Source organism: Streptomyces sp. NPDC049585 (assembly GCF_040675615.1).
GTDB lineage: Bacteria > Actinomycetota > Actinomycetes > Streptomycetales > Streptomycetaceae > Streptomyces > Streptomyces luteosporeus.
The window spans coordinates 170056-193386 of sequence record NZ_JBFAPE010000006.1 but is presented as its reverse complement, the minus strand read 5'-3'; the positions used below and the strand labels follow the sequence as shown (position 1 = coordinate 193386).

The following is a 23331-nucleotide window of genomic DNA, read 5'->3' as shown; positions in this document are numbered from 1 at the left end:
ACGTTGACTGGGGAAGGGACGACGCAGGAGGCCCGGCGCGAGGTCGTCGAGGCCCGCCGGATCGTGGTCAAGGTGGGGTCCTCCTCTCTCACCACCTCGGGCGGGGGACTGGACGCCGACCGGGTTGACGCCCTCGTCGACGTGCTGGCCAAGACCCTCGGCGGCGCGGGGGTGCGGGACAAGGAGATCGTGCTGGTCTCCTCCGGTGCCATCGCCGCCGGACTGGCCCCGCTGGGCCTGGAGCGCCGCCCGCGCGACCTGGCCCGCCAGCAGGCGGCGGCGAGCGTGGGCCAGGGCCTGCTCGTCGCCCGCTACACCGCCTCCTTCGCCCGCTACGGCCGGCGCGTGGGCCAGGTGCTGCTGACGAGCGACGACACCAGCCGCCGCGTGCACTACCGCAACGCCCGCCGGACCCTGGACCAGCTGCTGGCCATGGGCGCCGTCCCCGTCGTCAACGAGAACGACACCGTCGCCACCGACGAGATCCGCTTCGGCGACAACGACCGTCTCGCGGCCCTCGTCGCCCACCTCGTGCGCGCCGACCTGCTCGTGCTGCTCTCCGACGTCGACGGCCTCTACGACGGCGACCCCAGCCTCCCCGGCAGCTCCCGCATCGCCGAGGTGCGCGGCGAGCAGGACCTCAAGGGCGTCTCGCTGGGCAGCGCCGGCAAGGCCGGCGTGGGCACCGGCGGCATGGTCACCAAGGTGGAGGCGGCCCGGATCGCCGCCGCGGCCGGCATCCCGGTGGTGCTCACCTCCGCCAGCCAGGCGGCCGACGCGCTGCGCGGCCACGCCACGGGTACGTACTTCCACCGCACCGGGCGCCGCTCCGCCGACCGCCTGCTCTGGCTCGCCCACGCCTCGACGCCGCGCGGCGCGCTGACCCTGGACGAGGGGGCGGTACGCGCGGTGGTGGAGGGCACCGGGTCGCTGCTGCCCGCCGGAATCGCCTCGGTCGAGGGCGAGTTCAGCGCGGGCGACCCGGTGGAGCTGCGCGACACCGAGGGCCGGGCGGTGGCCCGCGGCCTGGTCACGTACGACGCAGGGGAGATCCCCCGGCTGCTGGGCCGCTCCACCCGCGACCTGGCCCGCGAGCTGGGCCCGGGCTACGAGCGCGAGGTCGTCCACCGCGACGACCTGGTCGTGCTGCCGTAGGGCGGGGGGCCGCGCCCGCTTCACGCGGAGCCTTTCCGTAAAACCGCCCCGCGGTCGCCCGTCGGCTGGTCCACTTTGATGTACGGGGCCGCCGTGGACGCGTGCCCCCGTGCACCAGGGCTCCGCCGCCGTTGCGGAGCAGCGAGCAACAGGAGGCCGCCGGTGAGACGAGGGCGCCCGGGAGCGCTGCCCCGAGGGACGGCTGGGCGGGCACTGACCAGCGTCGGCACGACCGCCGGCGGCACGGCCGCGCGGGCCGGGGGCGAGGTGCCGCAGGCCCGCGAGGCGGCACGGCTGTGGCACGTCACCCTCAGCGTCGCGGGCGCCGAGGCCCCCCTGGGGGAGGTGCGCCGGGCGCTGGAGCAGCTCGCCCACGACCACCCCTTCCTGCTGACCAGCCGCTACGCCAACGACCACGCGGAGATCCGCTACTGGGAGGAGGCACGCGACCTGCACGACGCCGCCGCCGTCGCGCTGCGGCTGTGGGGGGAGCACCGCTCGACCGCCCAGCTGCCGCCGTGGGAGATCGTCGGGCTGGAGGTCGTCGACCGGGAGACGTACCACCAGCGGGTCGCCGAGGGCTACGGCCCGCCGCCCGCGACCCCGGTCGGAGTGCACCCCTTCTGACACCCCTCTGGGAAAGCTGCAGGTCGGGGCGGGGATCGCGGTCCCGGTCGGGGGCCGGGGGCCGTCCCGCAGTGTGGAACGACGGCCGGCCGGGGCGGGCCCGGGGTTAGGCTGCGGCCATGAGCAGCGTTTTCCCCTCCCCCCTCGCCGACCCCATGCCGCAGTCCCCGGTGCTGCGTGCCGCCTACCGCGCCCGCGCCGCGGCCGCCGACCTGGCGCCACTGCCGCGCGCGGCGAAGGACGAGGCGCTGCTGGCCGTCGCGGACGCCCTGGAGGTGCGCACCCGCGAGATCCTCGAGGCCAACGCCGAGGACGTGGCCAAGGCCCGCGAGGCCGGCACCGCCGAGTCCGTCGTGGACCGGCTGACCCTGACCCCCGAGCGGGTGCGGGCCATCGCCCGGGACGTGCGTGACGTGGCCGCCCTGCCCGACCCGGTGGGCGAGGTCGTGCGCGGCTCCACCCTCCCCAACGGGCTCGACCTGCGCCAGGTGCGGGTTCCGCTGGGCGTGGTCGGCATCATCTACGAGGCCCGGCCCAACGTCACCGTGGACGCCGCGGCGCTCTGCCTGAAGTCGGGCAACGCCGTCCTGCTGCGGGGCTCCTCCTCCGCGTACGCCTCCAACACCGCGCTCGTGCGCGTCATCCGCGACGCGGTGGGCGGGGCCGGCCTGCCGGCCGACGCCGTCCAGCTGGTGCCGGGCGAAAGCCGGGATTCCGTACGCGAGTTGATGCGCGCCCGCGGCATGGTCGACGTACTCATCCCGCGCGGCGGCGCCTCCCTGATCCGCACCGTCGTGCAGGAGTCCACCGTCCCCGTGATCGAGACCGGCACGGGCAACTGCCACGTCTACGTCGACGCCGAGGCCGACCTCGACATGGCCGTGAAGATCCTGGTCAACTCCAAGGCGAGCCGGGTGAGCGTGTGCAACGCCGCCGAGACGCTGCTGGTCCACCGGGACATCGCCGAGCGCTTCCTGCCGCTCGCGCTGGCCGCGCTCGCCGAGGCGGGCGTGACCGTCCACGGCGACGAGCGGGTGCTGGAGCTGGCCGCCGCGGCCGGCACCGGGGCCACCGTGGTGCCCGCGACGACCGACGACTGGGAGGCGGAGTACCTCTCCTACGACATCGCCGCCGCCGTGGTGGACGACCTGGACGCCGCCGTGCGCCACATCCGGCTGTGGACCTCCGGGCACACCGAGGCCATCGTCACCACCTCGCAGGCCGCCGCCCGCCGCTTCACCCAGCTGGTGGACTCCACGACGGTCGCGGTCAACGCCTCGACGCGGTTCACCGACGGTGGTCAGTTCGGCTTCGGGGCGGAGATCGGCATCTCCACGCAGAAGCTGCACGCGCGCGGCCCGATGGGCCTGCCGGAGCTGACCTCCACCAAGTACATCGTCACCGGCGACGGTCACGTGCGGTAGCGGCAGCCGAATTCCCGTACCGGGCGCGCGCTTTGGCCGGTGCGGGTCTACGCTGGACGGGTGCCGGACGACGTGGGGGGCAAGCCGTTCCCGGACGGCGAGGAGCCCGAGAGCCACCGCCACGGAGGCGCGGACGATCCGTTCGCCTCCGTGGTCTTCGACGAGGACTTCGTGCGGGCCGCCGCGATCCACGAACCCTCGGCGGCCGAGCGGATGCTCGCGGCCGACCGGGCGCGGGCCGGCGGCGGCCCCGCCGACGACGATCCGTACGACGAGGCACCGCCCGGCCTGGACGGCGCCCTGCCGGGCGGGCTGCGCGCCGTGCGGCCCGGGGAGCTGCCCCTGGCCCACGACCTCGACCCGGACGACGCCTACGGCCCCTACGGGCGCTACGGCCTGACCCGCGGGCCCTACCGCGGGCACGCCCGCTGGCACCGGCCGGTGGCCTGGGTGCTGGCGGTGATCATGGGCATAGGCGTGGTGGCCCTCGCCTTCGCCGCCGTCTACCGCGGCGCCTCCTCCTCCGGCGGCCGGCAGAGCCCGGCCCCGCCGCCCGCCACCACCGGCGTGGGCGCGGACGCCCCGGTGGGGGAGCGGCAGGGGCCGCTGCCCTCGGTCTCCGCCGACTCCGAGCCGCCGGTCGCCTCGGCGGTGCCCCCGTACCGTTGAGCCCGCCCACAGATGATCACTTATGGTCGCCCCATGGTGACCTTCTGCTCGCCGGTGACCGACCGCAGGAGCCGTGGCCAGGGCTGGTGTCCCTCGCCCGGCCGCTTGAAATTTCCCCGGAAGTTGTCGCGCAGCAGCGCGTTTACCAGCGGCTCCCCAGACCTACTCTTGAGATATGAACGGGCCTGGAGACCCACCTGAGGGCACGCCCGAGGGCCCCCAGGGAGGCGACGAGGAGTACCGATCCGTCGTCTTCGACGAATCGTTCATCCGTGCTGCCCGGCTCCAGGAATTCTCCGCCCGCGAGCGCATGGACGACCATGCGCCCGCCGTCCGCACCCGGCACGCCTGGGCGCGCGTCAGCGCCTCCCGGCAGGTGCTGCTGCTGGTCGTCCTGATCGCCCTGGCCTTCGGCACCGCCGTCTACATGGGCCTGCGTCACCCCTACAAGGAGCCCGGCCCGCCCGCCGCCGAGCCGCTGCGCACCGTCCTGGTGCCCCTCGCGCCCCACGACGCCGTGCCCGGCGCGCCGTCGGCCAAGGAGCTCTTCGACAACAGCCCGGCCACCCGCCTGCGCGACGGCATCGAGGGCATCACCCTTCCGGCCGCACGGCGCACCCAGAATTTCTCCGAGGCCATGGTGATGGCCGCCCTGGCCGCGGCCAAGGAGTACGTCGTCAAGTCCGCGCTCGACCCGGGCGTGCTCACCGGCGGTGCCCAGCGCACCGTACGACTGCTGCTCGCCCCCGCCCAGCTCGACCAGTTCGACCGCAGCTTCGCGCACCCCGCCGACGACGGGCGCAACGCGGCGACCGGTTGGCTGATCCGCTTCGACCCCTCCCAGGTGGCCCTCGCCGACCGCACCATCCGCACCCAGGGCACCTTCGCCATCACCGAGGTCTCCCCGGCCGCGCTGGAGGTCTCCTCGGACCACACCTTCGTCTACGCCGTCCGCCCGGCCACCGGCAAGCCCGACGCCACCTCGCTGTTCACCGTGCGGCGCATGATGCGCTTCCGCTTCGACCGTGACGACCTGCAGGAACACCATGTGCAGGTGCTGCAGAGCGCGGTGCAGGCCGGGCCGCAGTCCTGCAACGCCGACGACGCCGTCTTCCTGCGGCCGCTCTTCGCCGGCCAGAAGGCCACCGGCGACGGCCCGGCCGGCACCGACCCGTACGCCACCGGCAGCACCGACGGCGCCCTGTGCGGCACGCTGGCCCCCGCCGTCCAACCCACCCCACCGCGCCACTAGGGCTTATCCGGCGGATCGTGCAGCGCCCCGTAAGGGGCGCGGGGAACTGCGCGATCGGCCACCGACAGCCCGCAGTCGAGGCGCCACCGTAGGGGTCCGGGCGCAGCGCGGCACTCCGTCTGCGGGTGCGTCGTGGCTTGTCGCGCAGTTCCCCGCGCCCCTGACGGGGCGCACCGCGACGGCCCGACAGGCCGCTAGGGCTTGGGCGCGTCGCCCTTGTCGTCTCCCGCATCCGTACCGCCCGTGCCGGGGGCACCCTTGGCGGGGGTGGTCCGGCCGCCGAAGGTGTCCTTCAGCCGTCCGCCCAGGTCGCCCACGCCACCCGCTATGTCCCGCACCAGCCCCATCAGCGGGTCCTTGCTGGAGCGCACCGACTCGGCGTAGTGGTTCGCCGACTCGCGGAAGGAGTCCGAGACGGAGGTGTCCTTGTCCTCCGAGCGGCGCGGGTAGTGGCCGTCCATGATCCGCTGGTAGTCGCGGCTCTCCGACCAGCGCTTGAGCTCGGCCGCCCGCACGGTGGCGAAGGGGTGGCTGCGCGGCAGCACGTTGAGGATCTTCAGCACCGAGTCGCGCACGTCGCCGCCGCGCTCGTACTCCTCGGCCTGGGCCAGGAAGGCGTCCACGTTCATCTCGTGCAGGTGGTTGCCGCCGGCCAGCTTCATCAGCATGCGCAGCGCCGCCCGCGGGTCCTGGCCCACCAGCAGCCCCGCCCGGTCCGCGGACAGCTCCGACTTGCGGAACCACTCGCGCAACGCGGTGACCAGCGCATTCACCGCGATGTTGCCGAGCGGCACCCAGGCCACCTTCACCGCGAAGCTGGTCAGGAACAGCAGGATCGTGCGGTAGACCGCGTGGCCGGACAGCGCGTGCCCCACCTCGTGGCCGACCGCCGTGCGCATCTCCTCCTCGTCCAGCAGCTCCACCAGGCCCGTGGTCAGCACGATCACCGGCTCGTCCAGCCCCACGCACATGGCCCCCGGCCGGGGGTCCTGCGTGACGTACATCGGGGGGACCTTCTCCAGGTCCAGGACGTAGCAGGCGTCCAGCAGCATGGCGTGCAGGTGGGGGAACTGCTGCTCGCTCACCCGCACCGAATCCGACAGGTACAACAGACGCATGCTGCGCTCCGGCAGCAGCCCGCTCAGCGCCTTGAAGACCACGTCGAAACCGCTCAGCCGGCGCAGCGCCACCAGCGCCGAACGGTCCGCGGGGTGCTCGTACGCCCGCGAGGAGATGCCCGGAAACCGCCTGTGCTGCCCGGCCGGCCCCCGCCCGCCGTCGCCCGCACCCGTGCCGTCGCTCATCGCCGACCCCCTGCCGTCGCCGCTCGGGAAGGCCTCTGACCGGCCCGTACCCGACCTGTGGGACCCCAGCCTAGGCGCTGCCGCCGACACGGCTACGGTGGAGGCATGGCCGACATCAGCCCCGCCCTGCACGGGCTCACCACCCACCCCGCCCTCACCGAGGTCCTCGCGGTCTCGCACGGCGACCAGGGCCCGGGCGCCGTGCTGCGCACCGTCCTGCTCGTCGGCATCGTCGGTGTCCCCCTGCTCGCCTGGCTCCTGCTGCGCGGCTACCGTAAGTAGCCCGGCCCCGCGGGCGACGCGCGGAGTCGGCGTGAGCTCGCGGGTGCGCCCCGCTTACGATGTGGCAGAAGTCTCCAACCGACCCCGTCCCGGATAGGTCCTGCCGACGTGAATCTCATCGACGCCCACAGCGCCCTGCTGACCCTCGCTGCAGAGAGCGAGCACGTGGACAACCACAAGAGCATCAGCCCCGCCGTGACCGGTGGCGCCGCCCTCGTCATCCTGCTGCTCCTGCTCTGGATCACCACGCGCTTCAACCGCGACCGCTGATCGCGCCGGTCCCTGGCGTCAACGCGTGACGACGCGCGCAGTAGGGTCTGCACGCATGGAAGAGCAGACAGGGCCCGTGAAGCGGCGGCTCGGCGTGATGGGCGGGACGTTCGACCCCATCCACCACGGCCACCTGGTCGCCGCGAGCGAGGTGGCCGCGCAGTTCCACCTCGACGAGGTCGTCTTCGTACCGACGGGCCAGCCGTGGCAGAAGAGCCACCGCACGGTCTCCACGGCCGAGGACCGCTACCTGATGACGGTGATCGCCACCGCCTCCAATCCGCAGTTCTCGGTCAGCCGCATCGACATCGACCGCGGCGGACCCACCTACACCACGGACACCCTGCGCGAACTGCGCGAGCTCAACCCCAACTCGGACCTGTTCTTCATCACCGGCGCCGACGCGCTGGCACAGATCCTGACCTGGCGGAACACCGAGGAGCTCTTCCCACTGGCCCACTTCATCGGCGTCACCCGGCCCGGCCACATACTGGCCAACCCCGGGCTGCCCGAGGACCGGGTCTCCTTCGTGGAGGTCCCCGCCCTGGCCATCTCCTCCTCCGACTGCCGCGCCCGCGTGGCGCAGGGCGATCCCGTCTGGTACCTGGTGCCCGACGGTGTGGTGCGCTACATCGACAAGCGCAAGCTGTACCGTCACGACGGCTGAGACCCGCACGAACGCCGACTGGGCTCGAGGGGCACTGGTGAACGACCGACAGGACCCGTACGCGTACGACCCGTACGCGTCCCCGGCGACGCCGCCGCAGGTGTTCGGCTATGACGCCTACGGCCAACCGGTGTACCGGCCGGACGCCCCCGAGCGCGTGTACGACCAGTACGGGCAGCCCCTGCCGCAGCAGCCGTACGCCTACGACCCGTACGCCGGCCAGCAGCCCCAGCACCCGCAGCCGTCCTACGACACGTACGCCGCCCAGCCCCCCGAGCCCCACGCGCAGCAGACCCCGCAGGTCCAGCAGACCCAGCAGCAGGAGTGGATCCCCCGGCAGGGCGGCCCCGCGCCGCAGGACGTGCACCCCGCGCCGGCTCCCGCCGCGCCCCAGGCGCCGGCGGCGCACGGCTCCGTGCCCGAGCCGCGGCCGGCCGCCGAGGAGGCCCCGGACTACCGCACCGAACAGTTCTCCTTCGTCGAGGAGCCGGACGACGGCTCCGAGGACGTCATCGACTGGCTGAAGTTCAGCGAGAGCCGCACCGAGCGCCGTGACGAGCGCAAGCGCAAGGGCCGCAACCGTGTCGTCGCCCTCGCGGTGGTGCTCGTCCTCGCCCTCGGCGGCGGCATCGGCTGGTTCCTGCTCTCCGGCGGGGACGACAAGCCGGCCCCCAAGGCCGCCGGCGCAGCGCAGAAGCGCGACGTGATCGTCGTGCACCTGCGGCAGACCAGGGGCGGGGACAGCTCCACCGCCCTGCTGGTCGACAACGAGACCACCAAGAAGGCCACCACCGTCCTGCTGCCCAACTCCCTGGCCCTGGCCAAGGACGGCGGCGGCGCCACCACCCTCGGCAAGGCCGTGCAGGAGGCGGGCACCGGCGGCACCCGGGACGCCCTGAACACCCTGCTGGGCGCCGACATCAAGGGCAGCTGGCGGCTGGACACCCCCTACCTGGAGAACCTGGTCGAGCTCGTCGGCGGCATCACCGTCGACACCGACACCGACGTGCCCGCCGAGAAGGCCGGCGACCGGCCGCTGGTCACCCGCGGCAGCGGTCAGACGCTCGCCGGACGGGCGGCGGTCGCCTACGCCACCCACCGCGCCGCCGGCGAGGACCAGAGCCGGCAGCTCGCCCGCTTCGGTCAGGTCATGCAGGCCGTTCTGCGGAAGCTGTCCAGCGACACCAAGGCGGCCACCACCACCGTGGAGTCCCTCGCCCAGATCCCCGACCCCTCCCTGTCCCCGCAGCAGCTCGGCGCCTCGCTCGCGCACCTGGCGGAGAAGGCCAAGACCGGCGCGTACGCCACCGCCGTGCTGCCCGTGCAGCCCGACGGCTCGCTCGCCCAGAAGACGGCCGACAGCGTGGTCAAGGACGTGCTCGGCGGCACGGTGAAGAACACCGACAAGAACGCGCCGCCCCGGGTGAGCGTGAAGAACGCCACCGGCGCGGCCGGCGCCGCCACCACCGCCCAGGTCGCGCTCGTCAACGGCGGCTACACCTACGTCGCCGGCGGTACCGCCGGCGCGGCCGAGGCCGCCTCCGCCGTGATCTACGCCGACGACGCCCGGGCCACCGAGGCCAAGGAGGTCGCCCGCACCCTCGGCCTGCCGGAGCGGGCCGTACGCAAGGGCGAGGGCGCCCCCAACGCCGATGTCACGGTGGTGCTGGGCAAGGACTACAAGAGCTGATCGGCAGGCCGCCGACGGCTGATCCGCAGCTCATCGGCGGCTTTCGGCCGGGCTTTCGGGCACGCTTTCGATCCGGCGGAAAAGCCCGGGAGTGGCGCGCGTGGGTCGTGAGACCCTGGAGGGGTACTGACCCTCTTGACCGAAAGCATGGCTTGTGACCGCCACCGACCGCTCCATCGAGCTCATCCGGGCCGCCGCCCAGGCCGCCGCCGACAAGCTCGCGCACGATGTCATCGCGTACGACGTCAGCGATGTCCTGTCGATCACCGACGCCTTCCTGCTGGCCTCGGCCCCCAACGACCGCCAGGTCAAGTCCATCGTCGACGAGATCGAGGAGCGACTGCTGAAGGACCTCGGCGCCAAGCCGGTGCGCCGCGAGGGCGACCGCGACGCCCGCTGGGTCCTGCTGGACTACGTCGACATCGTCGTGCACGTCCAGCACAGCGAGGAGCGCGTCTTCTACGCCCTGGAGCGGCTGTGGAAGGACTGCCCGGAGATCGGGCTGCCCGAGGACGCCGTCGCCACCCGCGGCAAGGCCGACGAGCACGCCCGGGTGCAGTCCGCCGAGGCCGGAGTGGACGGAGACCTCAGCTGAACGGCACGGGGGGCGGCCGGGGGCGCCGCATCGTCCTGTGGCGGCACGGCCAGACGTCCTGGAACGTCGAGCGCCGCTTCCAGGGCACCACGGACATCGACCTGACCGACACCGGCCGGGCGCAGGCGCGCCGGGCCGCCCGGCTGCTGGCCGGCCTGCGGCCGCACGCCATCGTCGCCTCCGACCTGCGGCGCGCCCGGGACACCGCCGCCGAGCTCGCGGCCGTCACCGGCCTGCCGGTCTCCGGCCACCCGGAGCTGCGCGAGACGTACGCGGGCGAGTGGCAGGGTCTGACGCACGAGGAGATCGCCGAACGCTTCGGCGAGCAGTACGCGGCCTGGAAGCGCGGCGAGCCGGTGCGGCGCGGCGGGGGCGAGCTGGAGACCGAGGTCGCCGACCGGGCCGCGCCCGTGGTGCTCTCCCACGCCGACAAGCTGCCGGACGGCGGCACGCTGGTCGTGGTCAGCCACGGCGGCACGATCCGCACCACCATCGGCCGGCTGCTGGGCCTTCAGGCGGGCTCCTGGGAGGCCCTGGGCGGCCTGAGCAACTGCAGCTGGTCCGTGCTGGGCGAGGGTGCGCGAGGCTGGCGCCTGCTGGAGCACAACGCCGGATCGCTGCCGGAGCCGGTGCTGGGCGACGACGACTGAGGAGCCCCCTCGTGGGGCTCCCGGGGCCCGATTTCACATCCGGGCAGGTCGCAGGCTAAAGTTCTTCTTGTTCGCGGGGAACACCGGGGAAAGCCCGGGGGAAACCGAGAACAGCGGGGCTATAGCTCAGTTGGTAGAGCGCCTGCATGGCATGCAGGAGGTCAGGAGTTCAATTCTCCTTAGCTCCACAACCCGATGATCCCGCCTCCCTGGTCCAGGGAGGCGGGATTCTTGCTGCTCCCATACCCTTCCGTGGCAGAATCGGACGCCCGGGAACGGACGGGGCCGAAGGGGAGGGAACGGGCTGACCCATGGGTGCTCACAGCCGGAAGTGCGACTGGTGCGGCAGCGGGACGCCGATCGTCCGCGACATGGAGCCGCTCAACTCCGCCTATCAGTACTGGTGCGTCGAGTGCGCGCGGGCGCTGATCATAAAAGGCGACCCGATCGAGGTCTATCGGGAGCTCGAGGGCGAGCCGATCTACGGCCGGCTCCTCGACGAACTCTGCACGCTCAAGCGCTTCTACTCCTTCGCGACAGCCTGAACGGCCGGCCGAACAACCCCTCAAACCGGACAAACCGGATCGTCGATCCCCCGACGGGGAATCGATTTGGCGAAAGGGGGGTAGGACCGTGTAATGTTCTGGGTGTCGCCGGGGGAACCGGGCGGCGGGAAAACAGAACAAGGGGCTATAGCTCAGTTGGTAGAGCGCCTGCATGGCATGCAGGAGGTCAGGAGTTCAATTCTCCTTAGCTCCACAGCAAAGAAGCGGGTCATCCGGAAGGATGGCCCGCTTCTTCGTGTACGGACTTCGCGGCCCGGCGGCCCGGCGGCCCGGCGGTCCAGTCGCCCAGCCGTCCGGCCGCCCAGTCGTCCGGCATCGTCGGGGGCCTCGCCAACCACCGGTAACCGCAAGGGTGTTGGCTGTCAGTTTCTTGATCTCATCTTGACGAACGCATGCCCCAAGGATGAACGGTTCGTCGACAGAGTGACGTGACCGTTCACTCTCAGGGGGTTCCATGAGATCAAGCCGCTCACGGGCACGTGCCGGACTGTCCCTGGCCGCGGCCCTGCCGCTGGTCGCCGGGGCGCTCGCGCTCGCCGGGCCGGCCGCCCAGGCGCAGGCCGACTCCACGCCGCACGACCGCCAGTCCCTGGTGGGCACCAAGCCCCAGTGGGCGACCGCCGGCGCGGACCAGGGCGCCACGGCCGCTTCCAAGGCCGTCACCGCCCGGGTCTACCTGGCCGGCCGGGACGCCGACGGCCTGGCCGCCTACGCCCGGGCCGTCTCCGACCCGAAGTCCGCCTCCTACGGCAAGTACTTGAGCGCGCAGCAGGCGAAGGAACGTTTCGGCGCGACGCGGGCCCAGATAGCCGAGGTCACCGCGTGGCTGAAGTCCTCCGGCCTCACGGTGACCGCGAGCAACGACCACTACCTCACGGTGTCCGGTGACGCCGCCGCCGCCCGCAAGGCGTTCGGCACCGAGCTGCACGACTACGTCAAGGACGGCAAGACCTACCACGCGCCCTCGCGGACGGCCTCCGTACCGGCCTCCCTGCACGGCGCCGTGCTGACCGTCGTGGGCCTGAACAACGCGCCCCGGCTGGCCCACCACCAGGACACGCTGCCCGGCCCGAGCGCGGCCTTCCGCAACGCCGGCCCCTTCTCGACCTACTACGGCTCGAACGTCAACAGCGACCTGCCCGCCGCCTACGGCTCCCACGCGCCGTACGCGATCAAGGGCTACACCGGTAAGCAGCTGCGCGCCGCGTACGGGGCGAAGAACTTCACCGGCAAGGGCGTGACCGTCGCGATCACCGACGCCTTCGCCTCGCCGACGATCGTCAAGGACATCGAGCAGTACGCCAAGCGCAACGGCGACAAGGCGTACCGCAAGGGCCAGTTCTCCCAGGCGCTGCCCGCCGACTACACGCACACCAAGCCCGACGAGTGCGACGCGGCCGGCTGGTACGGCGAGGAGACCCTCGACATCGAGGCCGTGCACGCCGTGGCCCCGGACGCCGGCATCGTGTACGTGGCCGGCTCCTCCTGCCAGGACGACGACCTGATCGACTCCCTGCGCAAGATCGTCGACGGCCGGCTCGCCGACATCGTCTCCAACTCCTGGGGCGACATCGAGACCAACGAGACCCCGGACATCGCCGCCGCCTACGACCAGATCTTCCAGCAGGGCGCGGTCGAGGGCATCGGCTTCTACTTCTCCTCCGGCGACGACGGCGACAACACCGTCAAGCACGGCGTGAAGCAGGTCGACACCCCCGCGAACTCCCCCTGGGTCACCTCCGTCGGCGGCACCTCGCTCGCCGTCGGCAAGGGCGACAAGTACTTGTGGGAGACCGGCTGGGGTACCCACAAGGCCCCGCTGTCGAAGGACGGCCACAGCTGGGACGGCTTCCCCGGCGCCTTCACCGGCGGCGCGGGCGGCGGCACCAGCAAGGTCTTCGAGCAGCCCTTCTACCAGCGCGGCGTCGTCCCCGACGCGCTGTCCAAGGTCAACGGCACCACCAAGCCGATGCGCGTCGAGCCCGACATCGCGGCCGTCGCCGACTCCAGCACCGGCTTCCTGGTCGGCCAGACCCAGACCTTCCCGGACGGCAAGGTGGCCTACGACGAGTACCGCATCGGCGGCACCTCGCTCGCCGCGCCCGTGATCGCCGGCGTCCAGGCGCTCGCCCAGCAGGCCCGCCACGGCGTGCCCATCGGCTTCGCCAACCCCGCGATCTACGACCGCTACGGCACCGCCGCCTACCACGACGTCACCGACCACCCGCTGGGCCGCGGCCAGGGCCTGGGCGTCGTCCGCGTCGACTACGCGAACGGCGTGGACGCCAAGGGCGGCCTGCTCACCTCCCTGCGCAGCCTGGGCGGCGACACCTCGCTGTCGGCGACCTCCGGCTACGACAACGTCACCGGCGTCGGCTCTCCGGCCGACGACTACGTGACCTCGTACATCCCGCGCAGCGGGCGCTGAGGCCGCCCGGGGCCCGGGGACCGCACCCTCTCCTTCGGTGCGGGCCCCGGGCCCCCTGGGGTAACCTGGGCCCATGCGTGCCGTACGCCTTCTGCTTAGCGAGCCGCGCTGATCAGTACCGACCCCACGGGTCGGCATCGGCGCGGCATCCCCTCCTGTGCGAGGGGTTTTTTCATTTGCGGCCAGCGAGCCGCAGGCAGAGGGCGAAGACGACGATCGATGGAGCTTAGAGGACGATGAGCGAGACCCCCACCGCCGCCGAGGTGGCAGCCCCGCACCGCTACACGGCCGCGCTGGCCGCCGACATCGAGGCACGCTGGCAGGACTTCTGGGACGCGAACGGCACGTACCACGCCCCCAACCCCAGCGGCGAGCTGGCGGGCGACGAGGCGGCCGCGGAGATCGCCGCCCGGCCGCACAAGTTCGTCATGGACATGTTCCCGTACCCGTCGGGTGCGGGCCTGCACGTCGGTCACCCGCTGGGCTACATCGCCACCGACGTCTACGCGCGCTACCACCGCATGACGGGCCACAACGTCCTGCACACCCTCGGCTTCGACGCCTTCGGCCTGCCCGCCGAGCAGTACGCCGTGCAGACCGGCACCCACCCGCGGGTGTCCACCGAGGCAAACATCGAGAACATGAAGGCGCAGCTGCGGCGGCTGGGCCTGGGCCACGACAAGCGCCGGTCGTTCGCCACGATCGACCCGGAGTACTACAAGTGGACCCAGTGGATCTTCCTGCAGATCTTCAACTCCTGGTACGACCCGGAGGCGAAGAAGGCCCGGCCCATCGCCGAGCTGGTGGCCCGGTTCGAGAGCGGGGAGCGCGCCACGCCCGACGGGCGCCCCTGGAGTGAGCTGAGCGCCGTCGAGCGCGCCGACGTCCTGGGCGAGTACCGCCTGGCGTACGCCTCCGACGCGCCCGTCAACTGGTGCCCCGGCCTGGGCACCGTGCTCGCCAACGAGGAGGTCACCGCCGACGGCCGCTCCGAGCGCGGCAACTTCCCCGTCTTCAAGTCCAAGCTGCGCCAGTGGAACATGCGCATCACCGCCTACGCGGACCGCCTGCTGGAGGACCTGGACGCCCTGGACTGGCCAGAGGCCATCAAGCTGCAGCAGCGCAACTGGATCGGCCGCAGCGAGGGCGCCCGCGTCGACTTCGCCATCGACGGCGCCCCCGGCGCCACGGCCACCGTCTTCACCACCCGCCAGGACACCCTCTTCGGCGCCACCTACCTGGTGCTGGCCCCCGAGCACCCGCTGGTCGTCACCGACGACCACGGCGTGATCCCCGCCGCCTGGCCGCAGGGCACCCACGAGGACTGGACCGGCGGCCACGCCACCCCGGCCGAGGCGGTCGCCGCCTACCGCAAGGAGGCCGCCGCCAAGTCCGACGTCGAGCGGCAGGCCGACGCCAAGGAGAAGACCGGCGTCTTCACCGGCGCGTACGCCATCAACCCCGTCAACGGCGAGCGCATCCCCGTCTTCGTCGCCGACTACGTCCTGATGGGCTACGGCACCGGCGCCATCATGGCCGTCCCCGCCCACGACAGCCGCGACTTCGCCTTCGCCCGCGCCTTCGACCTGCCGATGCGCTGCGTCGTGCAGCCCGCGGACGACCGCGGCACCGACCCCTCGACGTGGGCCGACTCCTTCGACTCCTACGAGGCCGAGATCATCAACTCGGCCGGCGAGGGCGTCTGCCTGGACGGCCTGCGCGTCCCCGAGGCCAAGACGGCCATGGCCCAGTGGCTGACCGAGCGCGGCATCGGCGAGGCCACCGTCAACTTCCGCCTGCGCGACTGGCTCTTCAGCCGCCAGCGCTACTGGGGCGAGCCCTTCCCGATCGTCTACGACGAGGACGGCGTCGCCCACGCGCTGCCCGAGTCGATGCTGCCGCTGGAGCTGCCGGAGGTCGAGGACTACGCGCCGCGCACCTTCGAGCCGGACGACGCCGACACCCGCCCGGAGACCCCGCTCTCGCGCAACGAGGAGTGGGTCAACGTCGAGCTGGACCTCGGCGACGGCCCCAAGAGGTACCGCCGCGAGACCAACACCATGCCCAACTGGGCCGGTTCCTGCTGGTACGAGCTGCGCTACCTGGACCCGCACAACAGCGAGCGCCTGGTCGACCCCGACGCCGAGCGCTACTGGATGGGCCCGGCCGAGGGCAAGCCGCACGGCGGCGTCGACCTGTACGTCGGTGGTGCCGAGCACGCGGTGCTGCACCTGCTGTACGCCCGCTTCTGGTCGAAGATCCTCTTCGACCTGGGCCACATCTCCTCGGCCGAGCCGTTCCACAAGCTCTTCAACCAGGGCATGATCCAGGCGTACGTCTACCGCGACGCCCGTGGCATCGCGGTGCCCGCCGCCGAGATCGAGGAGGCCGACGGCGCGTACCACTACCGGGGCGAGAAGGTCTCCCGTCTGCTCGGCAAGATGGGCAAGTCCCTCAAGAACGCCGTCACGCCGGACGAGATCTGCGCCGAGTACGGCGCCGACACCCTGCGCCTGTACGAGATGGCGATGGGCCCCCTGGACGTCTCCCGCCCCTGGGACACCCGCGCCGTCGTCGGCCAGTACCGCCTGCTGCAGCGCCTGTGGCGCAACGTGGTCGACGAGACCACCGGCGAGGTCACCGTCGTCGACGCCGAGCCCGACGAGGCCACCCTGCGCGCCCTGCACAAGGCCATCGACGGCGTCGGCCAGGACCTGGCGAACCTGCGCTTCAACACCGCCATTGCCAAGGTGACCGAGCTGAACAACTTCGTCACCAAGCTGAGCGAGGTGCCGCGTACGGTGGCCGAGCGGATGGTCCTGCTCGTCGCCCCGCTGGCCCCGCACATCGCCGAGGAGCTGTGGCGCCGGCTGGGCCACGAGGAGTCGGTCGTCCACCAGCCCTTCCCGGTCGCCGACCCCGCCTACCTGGTCGCCGACACCGTCACCTGCGTCGTACAGATCAAGGGCAAGGTCAAGGCCCGCCTGGAGGTCGCCCCGTCGATCTCCGACGAGGAGCTGGAGCGGACCGCCCTGGCCGACCCGGCGGTCGTCGCCGCGCTGGGCGGCGCCGGCATCCGCAAGGTGATCGTGCGCGCGCCGAAGCTCGTGAACATCGTCCCTGCGTGACGCGTTAAGGGTTCTTCCCTACGGGCAGGTTGGGGGTTCTTTCGGAACCCCCGGCCTGCCCGCTGCGTTTACGGTGGAAGGGTACGGGCGCCGGAAGGGGTACGCCGCCGCCCGCCGCCTACCGGAGGAGCGTATTCATGGAAGCCGCCGCCGCGATCTTCGCCGTGATCAGTGCGCTCGTCGTGGCGTTCGTGGTCATCGCCGTGATCAGGGCGGTACGGGCGGTCAAGCGCGGCGTCGACCGCACCGTCACCCAGGCGCGGCGCACGGTGGAGGACACCCGGCTCAAGGCCCGCCGCTACGGCCTGCCCGGCCCCGCGGGCGAGGTCGCCGAACTACGGCTGTCCCTGCGCACCTCCATGCGCGCGACGCAGGAGGTCCTGCGCGCCGGCGCCCGGGACGACGCCTCCCTCACCGAATCCCTCGCCCTCTTCGAGCGACTGAGCGCCCACGGCCGCGAGCTCGACGAAGACCTGCGCAAGCTGGAGGACGAGCCCGACAAGGACCGCATCACCGCCTGCCTCCCGGAGCTGCGCGAGCGCACGGAGCACATCACCCACTCGGCCGACTCCCTCCGCTGGGCGGCCCAGGACCGCGCCCGCCGCTTCGGCGCCGAGGACCTCGACGCACTGAGCGAACAGATCCGCATGGAGGCGGGCGCCCTGCGCCACTGGGAGGAGGCGTCGGAGAACGGAGCCTCGGGGGCCGCCGGTGCGGGGCCGGCCGGGGCACCCGGGCCCGGGGAGGGCCGGGACGGTGCGCGGGCTGCGCTGGAAGGTGGCAAGGACCGGTGGAGGCCGGGGTACTCCTGGGAGAAGGCGGTCCGCCGCCGGGAGAACACGGCCTGAGCCCCGACCGGGGCATGGGCGCGCCACCGCGCCCGCCACGGTCAGCCCGCCGCCGCGTGGGCGCGATCGGCCACCGACGGCCAGGCGCATCCGGCGGATCACGCAGTGCCCCGTAAGGGGCGCGGGGAACTGCGCGACAAGCCACGAGTGCCCGCAGATTGCCCGGACCCCGGGGTGGCGTGTCAGCTGCGGGCCGTAGCCGACCGATCGCGCCCACGCGGCGCAGCCGCAGATCGACACCGCCCCGCGCCCCTACGGGGCGCCGCGGTGGCGCATGACGAAGATCCGCCGGACACGGCAGGGCCGGGACGGTGCGCGGCCCGCACCGAGAGGCGCACCGACCGGTGGAAGCATCGCCCGAGCCCAGCCGCAGGCGACCCCGCGACCCCGCAGGGGAAGCCGCTCTGCCGCGGGAGCGGCCCGGCGGGTAACCTCCGGGGCATGTCCCGCCACGTCGCCATCATCACCGATTCCACGGCCTACCTGCCCCGCCAGGCGATGGAGCGGCACAGCATCACCGCCGTACCGCTGACGGTCGTCCTGGGCGACGAGGCGCTGGAGGAGGGCACCGAGGTCTCGGCCCGGTCCGTGGCCCAGGCCCTCGCCAAGCGCCGGCCCGTCACCACGTCGCGGCCCGCCCCGGAGGACTTCGCCGCGGCCTATCGCGCGGCCGCCGAGGCCGGCGCGGACGGCATCGTCTCCCTGCACCTGTCGGCGGAGTTCTCGGGCACGTACGACGCGGCGGTGCTCGCGGCGCGGGAGGCGCCCGTGCCCGTCAGGGTCGTGGACACCGGCATGGTCGCGATGGCGCTGGGCTTCTGCGCCCTGGCCGCGGCAGAGACGGCCCGGGCGGGTGGTTCGCTCGACGAGATCGTCGCGGCGGCGGAGAAGCGGGCGCAGGGCACGGCCGCCTACTTCTACGTGGACACCCTCGACTACCTGCGGCGCGGCGGCCGCATCGGCGCCGCGCAGGCCCTGCTGGGCTCGGCGCTCGCCGTCAAGCCGCTGCTGCAGCTGGACGGCGGCCGCATCGAACTGCGGGAGAAGGTGCGCACGGCGGGCAAGGCGATCGCCCGGCTGGAGGAGATCGTGGTCGAGCGCACGGGCACCGCGCCCGCCGACATCGCCGTCCACCACCTGGCCGCCCCCGAGCGGGCCGCCGAGCTGGCCGAACGGCTGCGGGAGCGGGTGCCGGGGCTGTTGGAGCTGCACGTGAGCGAGGTCGGCGCGGTGATCGGGGCCCACACGGGGCCGGGGTTGCTGGGTGTGGTGGTCTCACCGAGGTAGGGCGGCAGCGCGGTTGTGTCGTGTTGCCCGTGAGGGTGACCAAGTTTCTCTCAAGAGGCCGGTTATCCACCGGAATTGAGGCTGCCCGGCGGCGATCCGGTGATCGGGCTACGGTCCCGTGTCATGGCCGATCGCTCACGCACGGTAATCGCTCCCGCGTCCCCTACGCAGCCCACGCCCGTGTCCGTTGCCGCTCCGGCGGCCGCGGTGGATCGCGGGCTGGGTTCGCTGCGTGACCGGGTCACCGCCGCCTCGCCCACGAACGCCCCGGCGCGGCCGCTCCGGGACTGGCGTGGCGCGGTGCGCGACCGGCTGCCGGTGTGGCTGCAGGTGCGGTGCGGCATCGAGCCGAAGACGCTCGCGGCGCTGGCGGTCGTGCTGCTGGCGGCCGTCGGCCTGGCGGTGCACCACTTCTGGTCCGGGCGGCCGCACGAGGTCCACGCGCCACAGCGGGTGCCGCAGGGGGAGAATGCGCCTGCTGCCGGTGCCGCCCCGCCGGACCGGCCCGCACCACCCCGGCCGGTCGCAGGGACGTCTGCCGGGCCGCCGTCCCCGTCCGTACGGGGCGGGCCCGGCGCACGGGACGTGGTGGTCGACGTCGCCGGCAAGGTGCGGCAGCCCGGGGTGCGCCGGCTGCCGGCCGGGTCCCGGGTGGAGGATGCGCTGGAGGCCGCCGGGGGAGTGCGCCCCGGGACGGACACCTCCGGGCTGAACCGGGCCCGGGTGCTGGTCGACGGCGAGCTGATCCTGGTGGGCGCCGGCCCAGGCGTCGTGCCGCAACCCGGCGGGCCTGCCGCAGGCACTGCCCCGGGTGCCGTCGCGGGGCCCGTCAGCCTGAACTCCGCGACGGCCGAGCAGCTGGAGGCCCTCCCGGGCGTCGGGCCCGTCCTGGCCCGGCACATCGTGGACTACCGCGACCAGCACGGGGGCTTCCGCTCGGTCGCCGACCTCCAGCACGTCACCGGCATCGGCGCCCGCCGCTTCGCCGACCTCAAGCCCCTGGTCCAGCCGTGACCGGCACCACCGCGGACCGCGAAGCACGGTCACCCGGGCCCGCCGAGGGGCCGCCCGACCTGCGCCTGGTGGTCCCCGCACTCGCGACATGGGGCGCGGCGGCGATCTGCCTGACGGCGGAGGCCCCGGTGGTCGTGGCGATGTGCGCGGGCGCCGTCGTCGCCGCGGGGGGCCTCGCCTTGGTCGTGCGCGTCCTGGCCGTGCGCGCCCGGGCCCGGCGTGTGCCGGCAGGACGGCCGCGCGCAGCGGCGGTGGCCGGAGCGGTGGCGGCGGCGCTGCTGTGCGCCTCGGCCGGGGCGGCAGTGGGCGGGCTGGCGGGCGCACAGACGCGGCGCGGGCCGCTGCCGCAACTGGCGCGGCAGTACGCGCGGGTCACCGTCGAGGCGACCGTCACCGGGGACCCCCGGGCCACCCGGCCGCGGGCGCGCGGTGCGGCACACGCCGCGCCCGCCGTGGTGCTGGAGGCGGAGGCGACCCGCGTGGTCACCGCACAGGGCACCGCGACGGCCGTGCGTACCCGCGTCCTGCTGATGGCCCGTCAATCATGGCTGGCGCTCCTGCCGTCCACCCGGGTGCGTGCCGAGGGCCGGCTCGCGCCGCCCTCCCGGGAGGGCGACCGCATCGCGGCCGTTCTGCGGGTCAGGGGCGACGGGCCGCCGCAGGTCCTGGTCGGGCCGTCCGCCGCCCAGCGGTTCGCGGGCCGGCTGAGGGCGGGCCTGCGCACGGCGTCGGACGGGCTGGCCCCGGACGCCCGCGCCCTGCTGCCGGGCCTGGTCGTCGGCGACACCTCACGCGTGCCGACCGAGCTGGACGAGGCCTTCCGGGCCACGGATCTGACGCACCTTCTGGCGGTCTCCGGGGGCAACCTCGCCGTCCTCCTGGTGCTCCTGACCGGACCGTCCCACCTCGCCGCCCGCGCCGAGCGCCGCGGGCTCGCGGGCCGGCTGGGGATTCCGCTGCGGCCGACCGCGGTGCTGGGCGGCGGGCTCGTGCTCGGCTTCGTGCTCGTCTGCCGCCCGGGCCCGAGCGTGCTGCGGGCCGCCGCCTGCGGCCTGATCACCCTGCTCGCCCTCGCCACGGGCCGCAGACGCAGCCTGCTCCCGGCCCTGGCCGCGGCGGTCGTGCTGCTGGTGCTGTACGACCCCTGGCTCGCCCGCGACTACGGCTTCCTGCTCTCCGTGCTGGCCACCGGCGCCCTGCTCACCCTCGCCCCGCGCTGGAGCGGCGCCCTGCGGCGCCGCGGCGTGCCGCCCCGGATCGCCGAGGCCCTCGCGGCGGCGGGCGCCGCCCAGGCCGTGTGCGCCCCCGTGCTGGCCGTCCTGGCGACCCGGGTGAGCCTGGTGGCGGTGCCCTGCAACCTGCTGGCCGAGCCGGCGGTCGCCCCGGCCACCGTCCTGGGCTTCGCCGCACTGGCCACCGCCCCGCTGGCCATGCCGGTCGCCGAGCAGCTCGCCCGCCTGGCCGGCTGGCCGGTGCTGTGGACGGCCGCCGTGGCCCGGACGGGGGCCGGGCTGCCGGGCGCCGGGGTGCCGTGGCCGGGCGGGTTGGCCGGTGCCCTCGCGCTGGCTGCGGTGACGGCCGCCGCGGTGCTGCTGGCGCCCCGACTGCTCCGGCGGCCCTGGGCCTGCGCGGCCTGCGCACTGCTGCTCCTGCTCGCCGTCCTGCGCCCCGCCCCGCTGCAGAGGGCGGTCACCGGCTGGCCGCCGCCCGGCTGGCGGCTGGTGGCCTGCGACGTGGGCCAGGGCGACGCACTCGCCCTGGCCGCCGGCCCGCACACGGCCGTCGTCGTCGACGCCGGCCCCGAGCCGCAGGCCGTCGACCGCTGCCTGCGGGAGCTGGACGTCGACACCGTGCCGCTCCTGCTGCTGACCCACTTCCACGCCGACCACGTGGACGGCCTGCCCGGGGTGCTGCACGGGCGGGCGGTGGGAGCCGTCGAGACCACGGCCTTCGCCGACCCGCCGGGGCGGGCGGCCTTCGTCGCCCGCGAGGCCGCCCGGGCCCGGGTGCCCGTCGTCGAGGCGGTGCCGGGGGAGCGGCGCCGCTGGGGAGAGCTGTCCTGGGAGGTGCTGTGGCCACCGGCCGCCGGGACGTCCGCCGTGGCCGAGGACGGCCCCAACGACGCCAGCGTCGTGCTGCTCGTCCGCAGCTCCGGGCTCACGCTCCTGTTGCTGGGCGACCTGGAGCCGCCCGCGCAGCAGGAGCTGTGGGAGACCCACCCCGGCCTGCCGCCCGTGGACGTCGTCAAAGTGGCCCACCACGGCTCCGCCCACCAGGACCTCCGCCTCCTTGCCGGGCTCGCCCCGCGCCTGGCCCTGATCTCGGTGGGCACCGGCAACCCGTACGGGCACCCGGCCGACCGCACGGTGCGGGCGCTGCGCGAGCGCGGCACGGTCGTCCTGCGCACCGACACCGACGGGGCCCTCGCGGTCACCGGCCCGGCGACGGCGGTGACGAGCGGCCGCGTACGCCGGCGGCGCCGGGCCCCGGGCAGTGGGCCGTTCCTGACGGGGGATAGAAAGCTGCCATGCACACAACTGCCATGCAGACAACGGATACCGACGCCTACCTCGAACGCATCGGGGCTCGCCGCCCGGTCGCCCCCACCCTCGGGGCGCTGCGTGAGCTGCACCTGCGCCACGTGATCACGGTGCCCTTCGAGAACCTCTCCATCCACCTGGGAGAGGAGATCGCCCTGGAGGGCGCGGCCCTGGTCGACAAGGTGGTGCGGCGGGCGCGGGGCGGCTTCTGCTACGAGCTCAACGGTGCCTTCGCCGAACTGCTGACGGCGCTCGGCTACCGGGTGAGCCTGCTCGCGGGCCGGGTGTCGGGCCCGGAGGGACGCCTCGGCATTCCCTTCGACCACATGGCCCTGCAGGTGGACATCGAGGGCAACGAGAAGGAAGGGGAGGAGGGGGCGGGGGAGTCGTTCCTGGTGGACGTCGGCTTCGGCCGCAACAGCCAGGTGCCGCTGCGCCTGGACGAGCGCGGCGAGCAGGCGGACCCGTCGGGGGTGTTCCGGATCGTGGAGACGCAGGAGGGTGACCTGGACGTCATCAGGAACGGGGAGGTGCAGTACCGACTGGAGCGGCGGCCGCGGGAGCTGGCCGACTTCGAGGGCGGCAGCTGGTGGCACCGTACGTCGCCACAGTCGCTGTTCACCCGGTCGGTGCTGTGCTCCCGGCCGACCGGTTCCGGCGGGCGGATCACCCTCGCCGGCCGGACGTTGATCACCTCCGGCCCCGGCGGCCGGGAGGAGAGGACGCTGACCGACCAGGAGGTGCTGCCCGCCTACCGGGAGCACTTCGGCATAGAGCTGGAGCGGATACCGCAGGTGCGCCCCCTGGCCTAGCGCCCCGTAGGGGCGCGGGGCGTTGTCGATGTGCGGCTGCCGCCGGCGTGATCAGCCGGCGACGGCCCGCAGCCGACGTGCCACGCCGGGGGGCCGGGCAATCTGCGGCCGCGTCGTGGCTTG

Annotated in this window: 20 protein-coding genes and 2 tRNA genes; 21 read left to right on the top strand and 1 reads right to left on the bottom strand. The window is 73.7% G+C overall.

Features of this window, described 5'->3' with window-relative positions:
- Positions 1-3: 3 nt before the first annotated feature.
- The 5 genes from proB (at position 4) to AB0K17_RS10015 (ending at position 5127) form a co-directional block, all read left to right on the top strand.
- Positions 4-1155: a glutamate 5-kinase gene (proB, locus tag AB0K17_RS10035; RefSeq protein ID WP_365969625.1), complete on the top strand. Its 1152-nt coding sequence runs from the start codon at positions 4-6 to the stop codon at positions 1153-1155.
- 162 nt (positions 1156-1317) lie between these two features.
- Positions 1318-1782, top strand: coding sequence for a hypothetical protein (locus AB0K17_RS10030; RefSeq protein ID WP_365982716.1), 465 nt, complete (start codon positions 1318-1320; stop codon positions 1780-1782).
- Between the two features lie 119 nt (positions 1783-1901).
- On the top strand, positions 1902-3206 hold the full coding sequence (locus AB0K17_RS10025; RefSeq protein WP_365969622.1) for a glutamate-5-semialdehyde dehydrogenase: 1305 nt from the start codon (positions 1902-1904) through the stop codon (positions 3204-3206).
- A gap of 60 nt (positions 3207-3266) precedes the next feature.
- On the top strand, positions 3267-3875 hold the full coding sequence (locus tag AB0K17_RS10020) for a hypothetical protein (RefSeq protein ID WP_365982715.1): 609 nt from the start codon (positions 3267-3269) through the stop codon (positions 3873-3875).
- A gap of 175 nt (positions 3876-4050) precedes the next feature.
- Complete coding sequence (locus AB0K17_RS10015) at positions 4051-5127, top strand: hypothetical protein (protein WP_365982714.1); 1077 nt, start codon at positions 4051-4053, stop codon at positions 5125-5127.
- Between the two features lie 194 nt (positions 5128-5321).
- Here the strand turns inward: AB0K17_RS10015 and AB0K17_RS10010 are convergent, their stop codons facing one another.
- Entirely contained in the window at positions 5322-6431 is a 1110-nt protein-coding gene (locus AB0K17_RS10010; protein WP_365982713.1) for a M48 family metallopeptidase, read from the bottom strand.
- A gap of 105 nt (positions 6432-6536) precedes the next feature.
- Here AB0K17_RS10010 and AB0K17_RS10005 point away from each other — a divergent pair, with 105 nt between their 5' ends.
- The 16 genes from AB0K17_RS10005 (at position 6537) to AB0K17_RS09930 (ending at position 23208) form a co-directional block, all read left to right on the top strand.
- Positions 6537-6713: a hypothetical protein gene (locus tag AB0K17_RS10005; RefSeq protein ID WP_365982712.1), complete on the top strand. Its 177-nt coding sequence runs from the start codon at positions 6537-6539 to the stop codon at positions 6711-6713.
- A 108-nt stretch (positions 6714-6821) separates the two neighbouring features.
- Positions 6822-6983, top strand: a complete 162-nt coding sequence (locus AB0K17_RS10000) for a hypothetical protein (RefSeq protein WP_344434616.1) — start codon at positions 6822-6824, stop codon at positions 6981-6983.
- A gap of 55 nt (positions 6984-7038) precedes the next feature.
- Positions 7039-7650: a nicotinate-nucleotide adenylyltransferase gene (nadD, locus tag AB0K17_RS09995; RefSeq protein ID WP_365982711.1), complete on the top strand. Its 612-nt coding sequence runs from the start codon at positions 7039-7041 to the stop codon at positions 7648-7650.
- A 37-nt stretch (positions 7651-7687) separates the two neighbouring features.
- A complete protein-coding gene (locus tag AB0K17_RS09990; RefSeq protein WP_365982710.1) occupies positions 7688-9340 on the top strand; it encodes a LytR C-terminal domain-containing protein in 1653 nt (550 codons plus the stop codon).
- Between the two features lie 154 nt (positions 9341-9494).
- On the top strand, positions 9495-9935 hold the full coding sequence (gene rsfS, locus AB0K17_RS09985; protein WP_365970182.1) for a ribosome silencing factor: 441 nt from the start codon (positions 9495-9497) through the stop codon (positions 9933-9935).
- Positions 9932-10585, top strand: a complete 654-nt coding sequence (locus tag AB0K17_RS09980) for a histidine phosphatase family protein (RefSeq protein ID WP_365970186.1) — start codon at positions 9932-9934, stop codon at positions 10583-10585. The genes rsfS and AB0K17_RS09980 overlap by 4 nt, the downstream gene beginning before the upstream one ends.
- A 115-nt stretch (positions 10586-10700) precedes the next feature.
- Positions 10701-10773 (top strand) — tRNA-Ala (locus tag AB0K17_RS09975).
- A 123-nt stretch (positions 10774-10896) separates the two neighbouring features.
- Positions 10897-11130, top strand: a complete 234-nt coding sequence (locus AB0K17_RS09970; RefSeq protein ID WP_344434295.1) for a hypothetical protein — start codon at positions 10897-10899, stop codon at positions 11128-11130.
- Between the two features lie 141 nt (positions 11131-11271).
- Positions 11272-11344, top strand: a tRNA-Ala gene (locus AB0K17_RS09965).
- A gap of 261 nt (positions 11345-11605) precedes the next feature.
- A complete protein-coding gene (locus AB0K17_RS09960) occupies positions 11606-13579 on the top strand; it encodes a S53 family peptidase (protein WP_365982709.1) in 1974 nt (657 codons plus the stop codon).
- A gap of 236 nt (positions 13580-13815) precedes the next feature.
- A complete protein-coding gene (gene leuS / locus AB0K17_RS09955) occupies positions 13816-16707 on the top strand; it encodes a leucine--tRNA ligase (RefSeq protein WP_365970184.1) in 2892 nt (963 codons plus the stop codon).
- 137 nt (positions 16708-16844) lie between these two features.
- Positions 16845-17555 carry a hypothetical protein gene (locus tag AB0K17_RS09950; protein ID WP_365982708.1) on the top strand — a complete coding sequence of 237 codons (711 nt, stop codon included), beginning with the start codon at positions 16845-16847 and terminating at the stop codon, positions 17553-17555.
- Between the two features lie 441 nt (positions 17556-17996).
- A complete protein-coding gene (locus AB0K17_RS09945; RefSeq protein ID WP_365970110.1) occupies positions 17997-18842 on the top strand; it encodes a DegV family protein in 846 nt (281 codons plus the stop codon).
- Between the two features lie 180 nt (positions 18843-19022).
- Positions 19023-19856: a ComEA family DNA-binding protein gene (locus AB0K17_RS09940; protein ID WP_365982707.1), complete on the top strand. Its 834-nt coding sequence runs from the start codon at positions 19023-19025 to the stop codon at positions 19854-19856.
- The gene (locus tag AB0K17_RS09935) at positions 19853-22501 is read left to right on the top strand and encodes a ComEC/Rec2 family competence protein (protein ID WP_365982706.1); all 2649 of its coding nucleotides are present in this window, start codon (positions 19853-19855) and stop codon (positions 22499-22501) included. The genes AB0K17_RS09940 and AB0K17_RS09935 overlap by 4 nt, the downstream gene beginning before the upstream one ends.
- Positions 22399-23208: an arylamine N-acetyltransferase gene (locus AB0K17_RS09930; RefSeq protein WP_365982705.1), complete on the top strand. Its 810-nt coding sequence runs from the start codon at positions 22399-22401 to the stop codon at positions 23206-23208. Before AB0K17_RS09935 ends, AB0K17_RS09930 begins: the two co-directional genes overlap by 103 nt.
- The last annotated feature ends 123 nt before the right edge of the window (positions 23209-23331 follow it).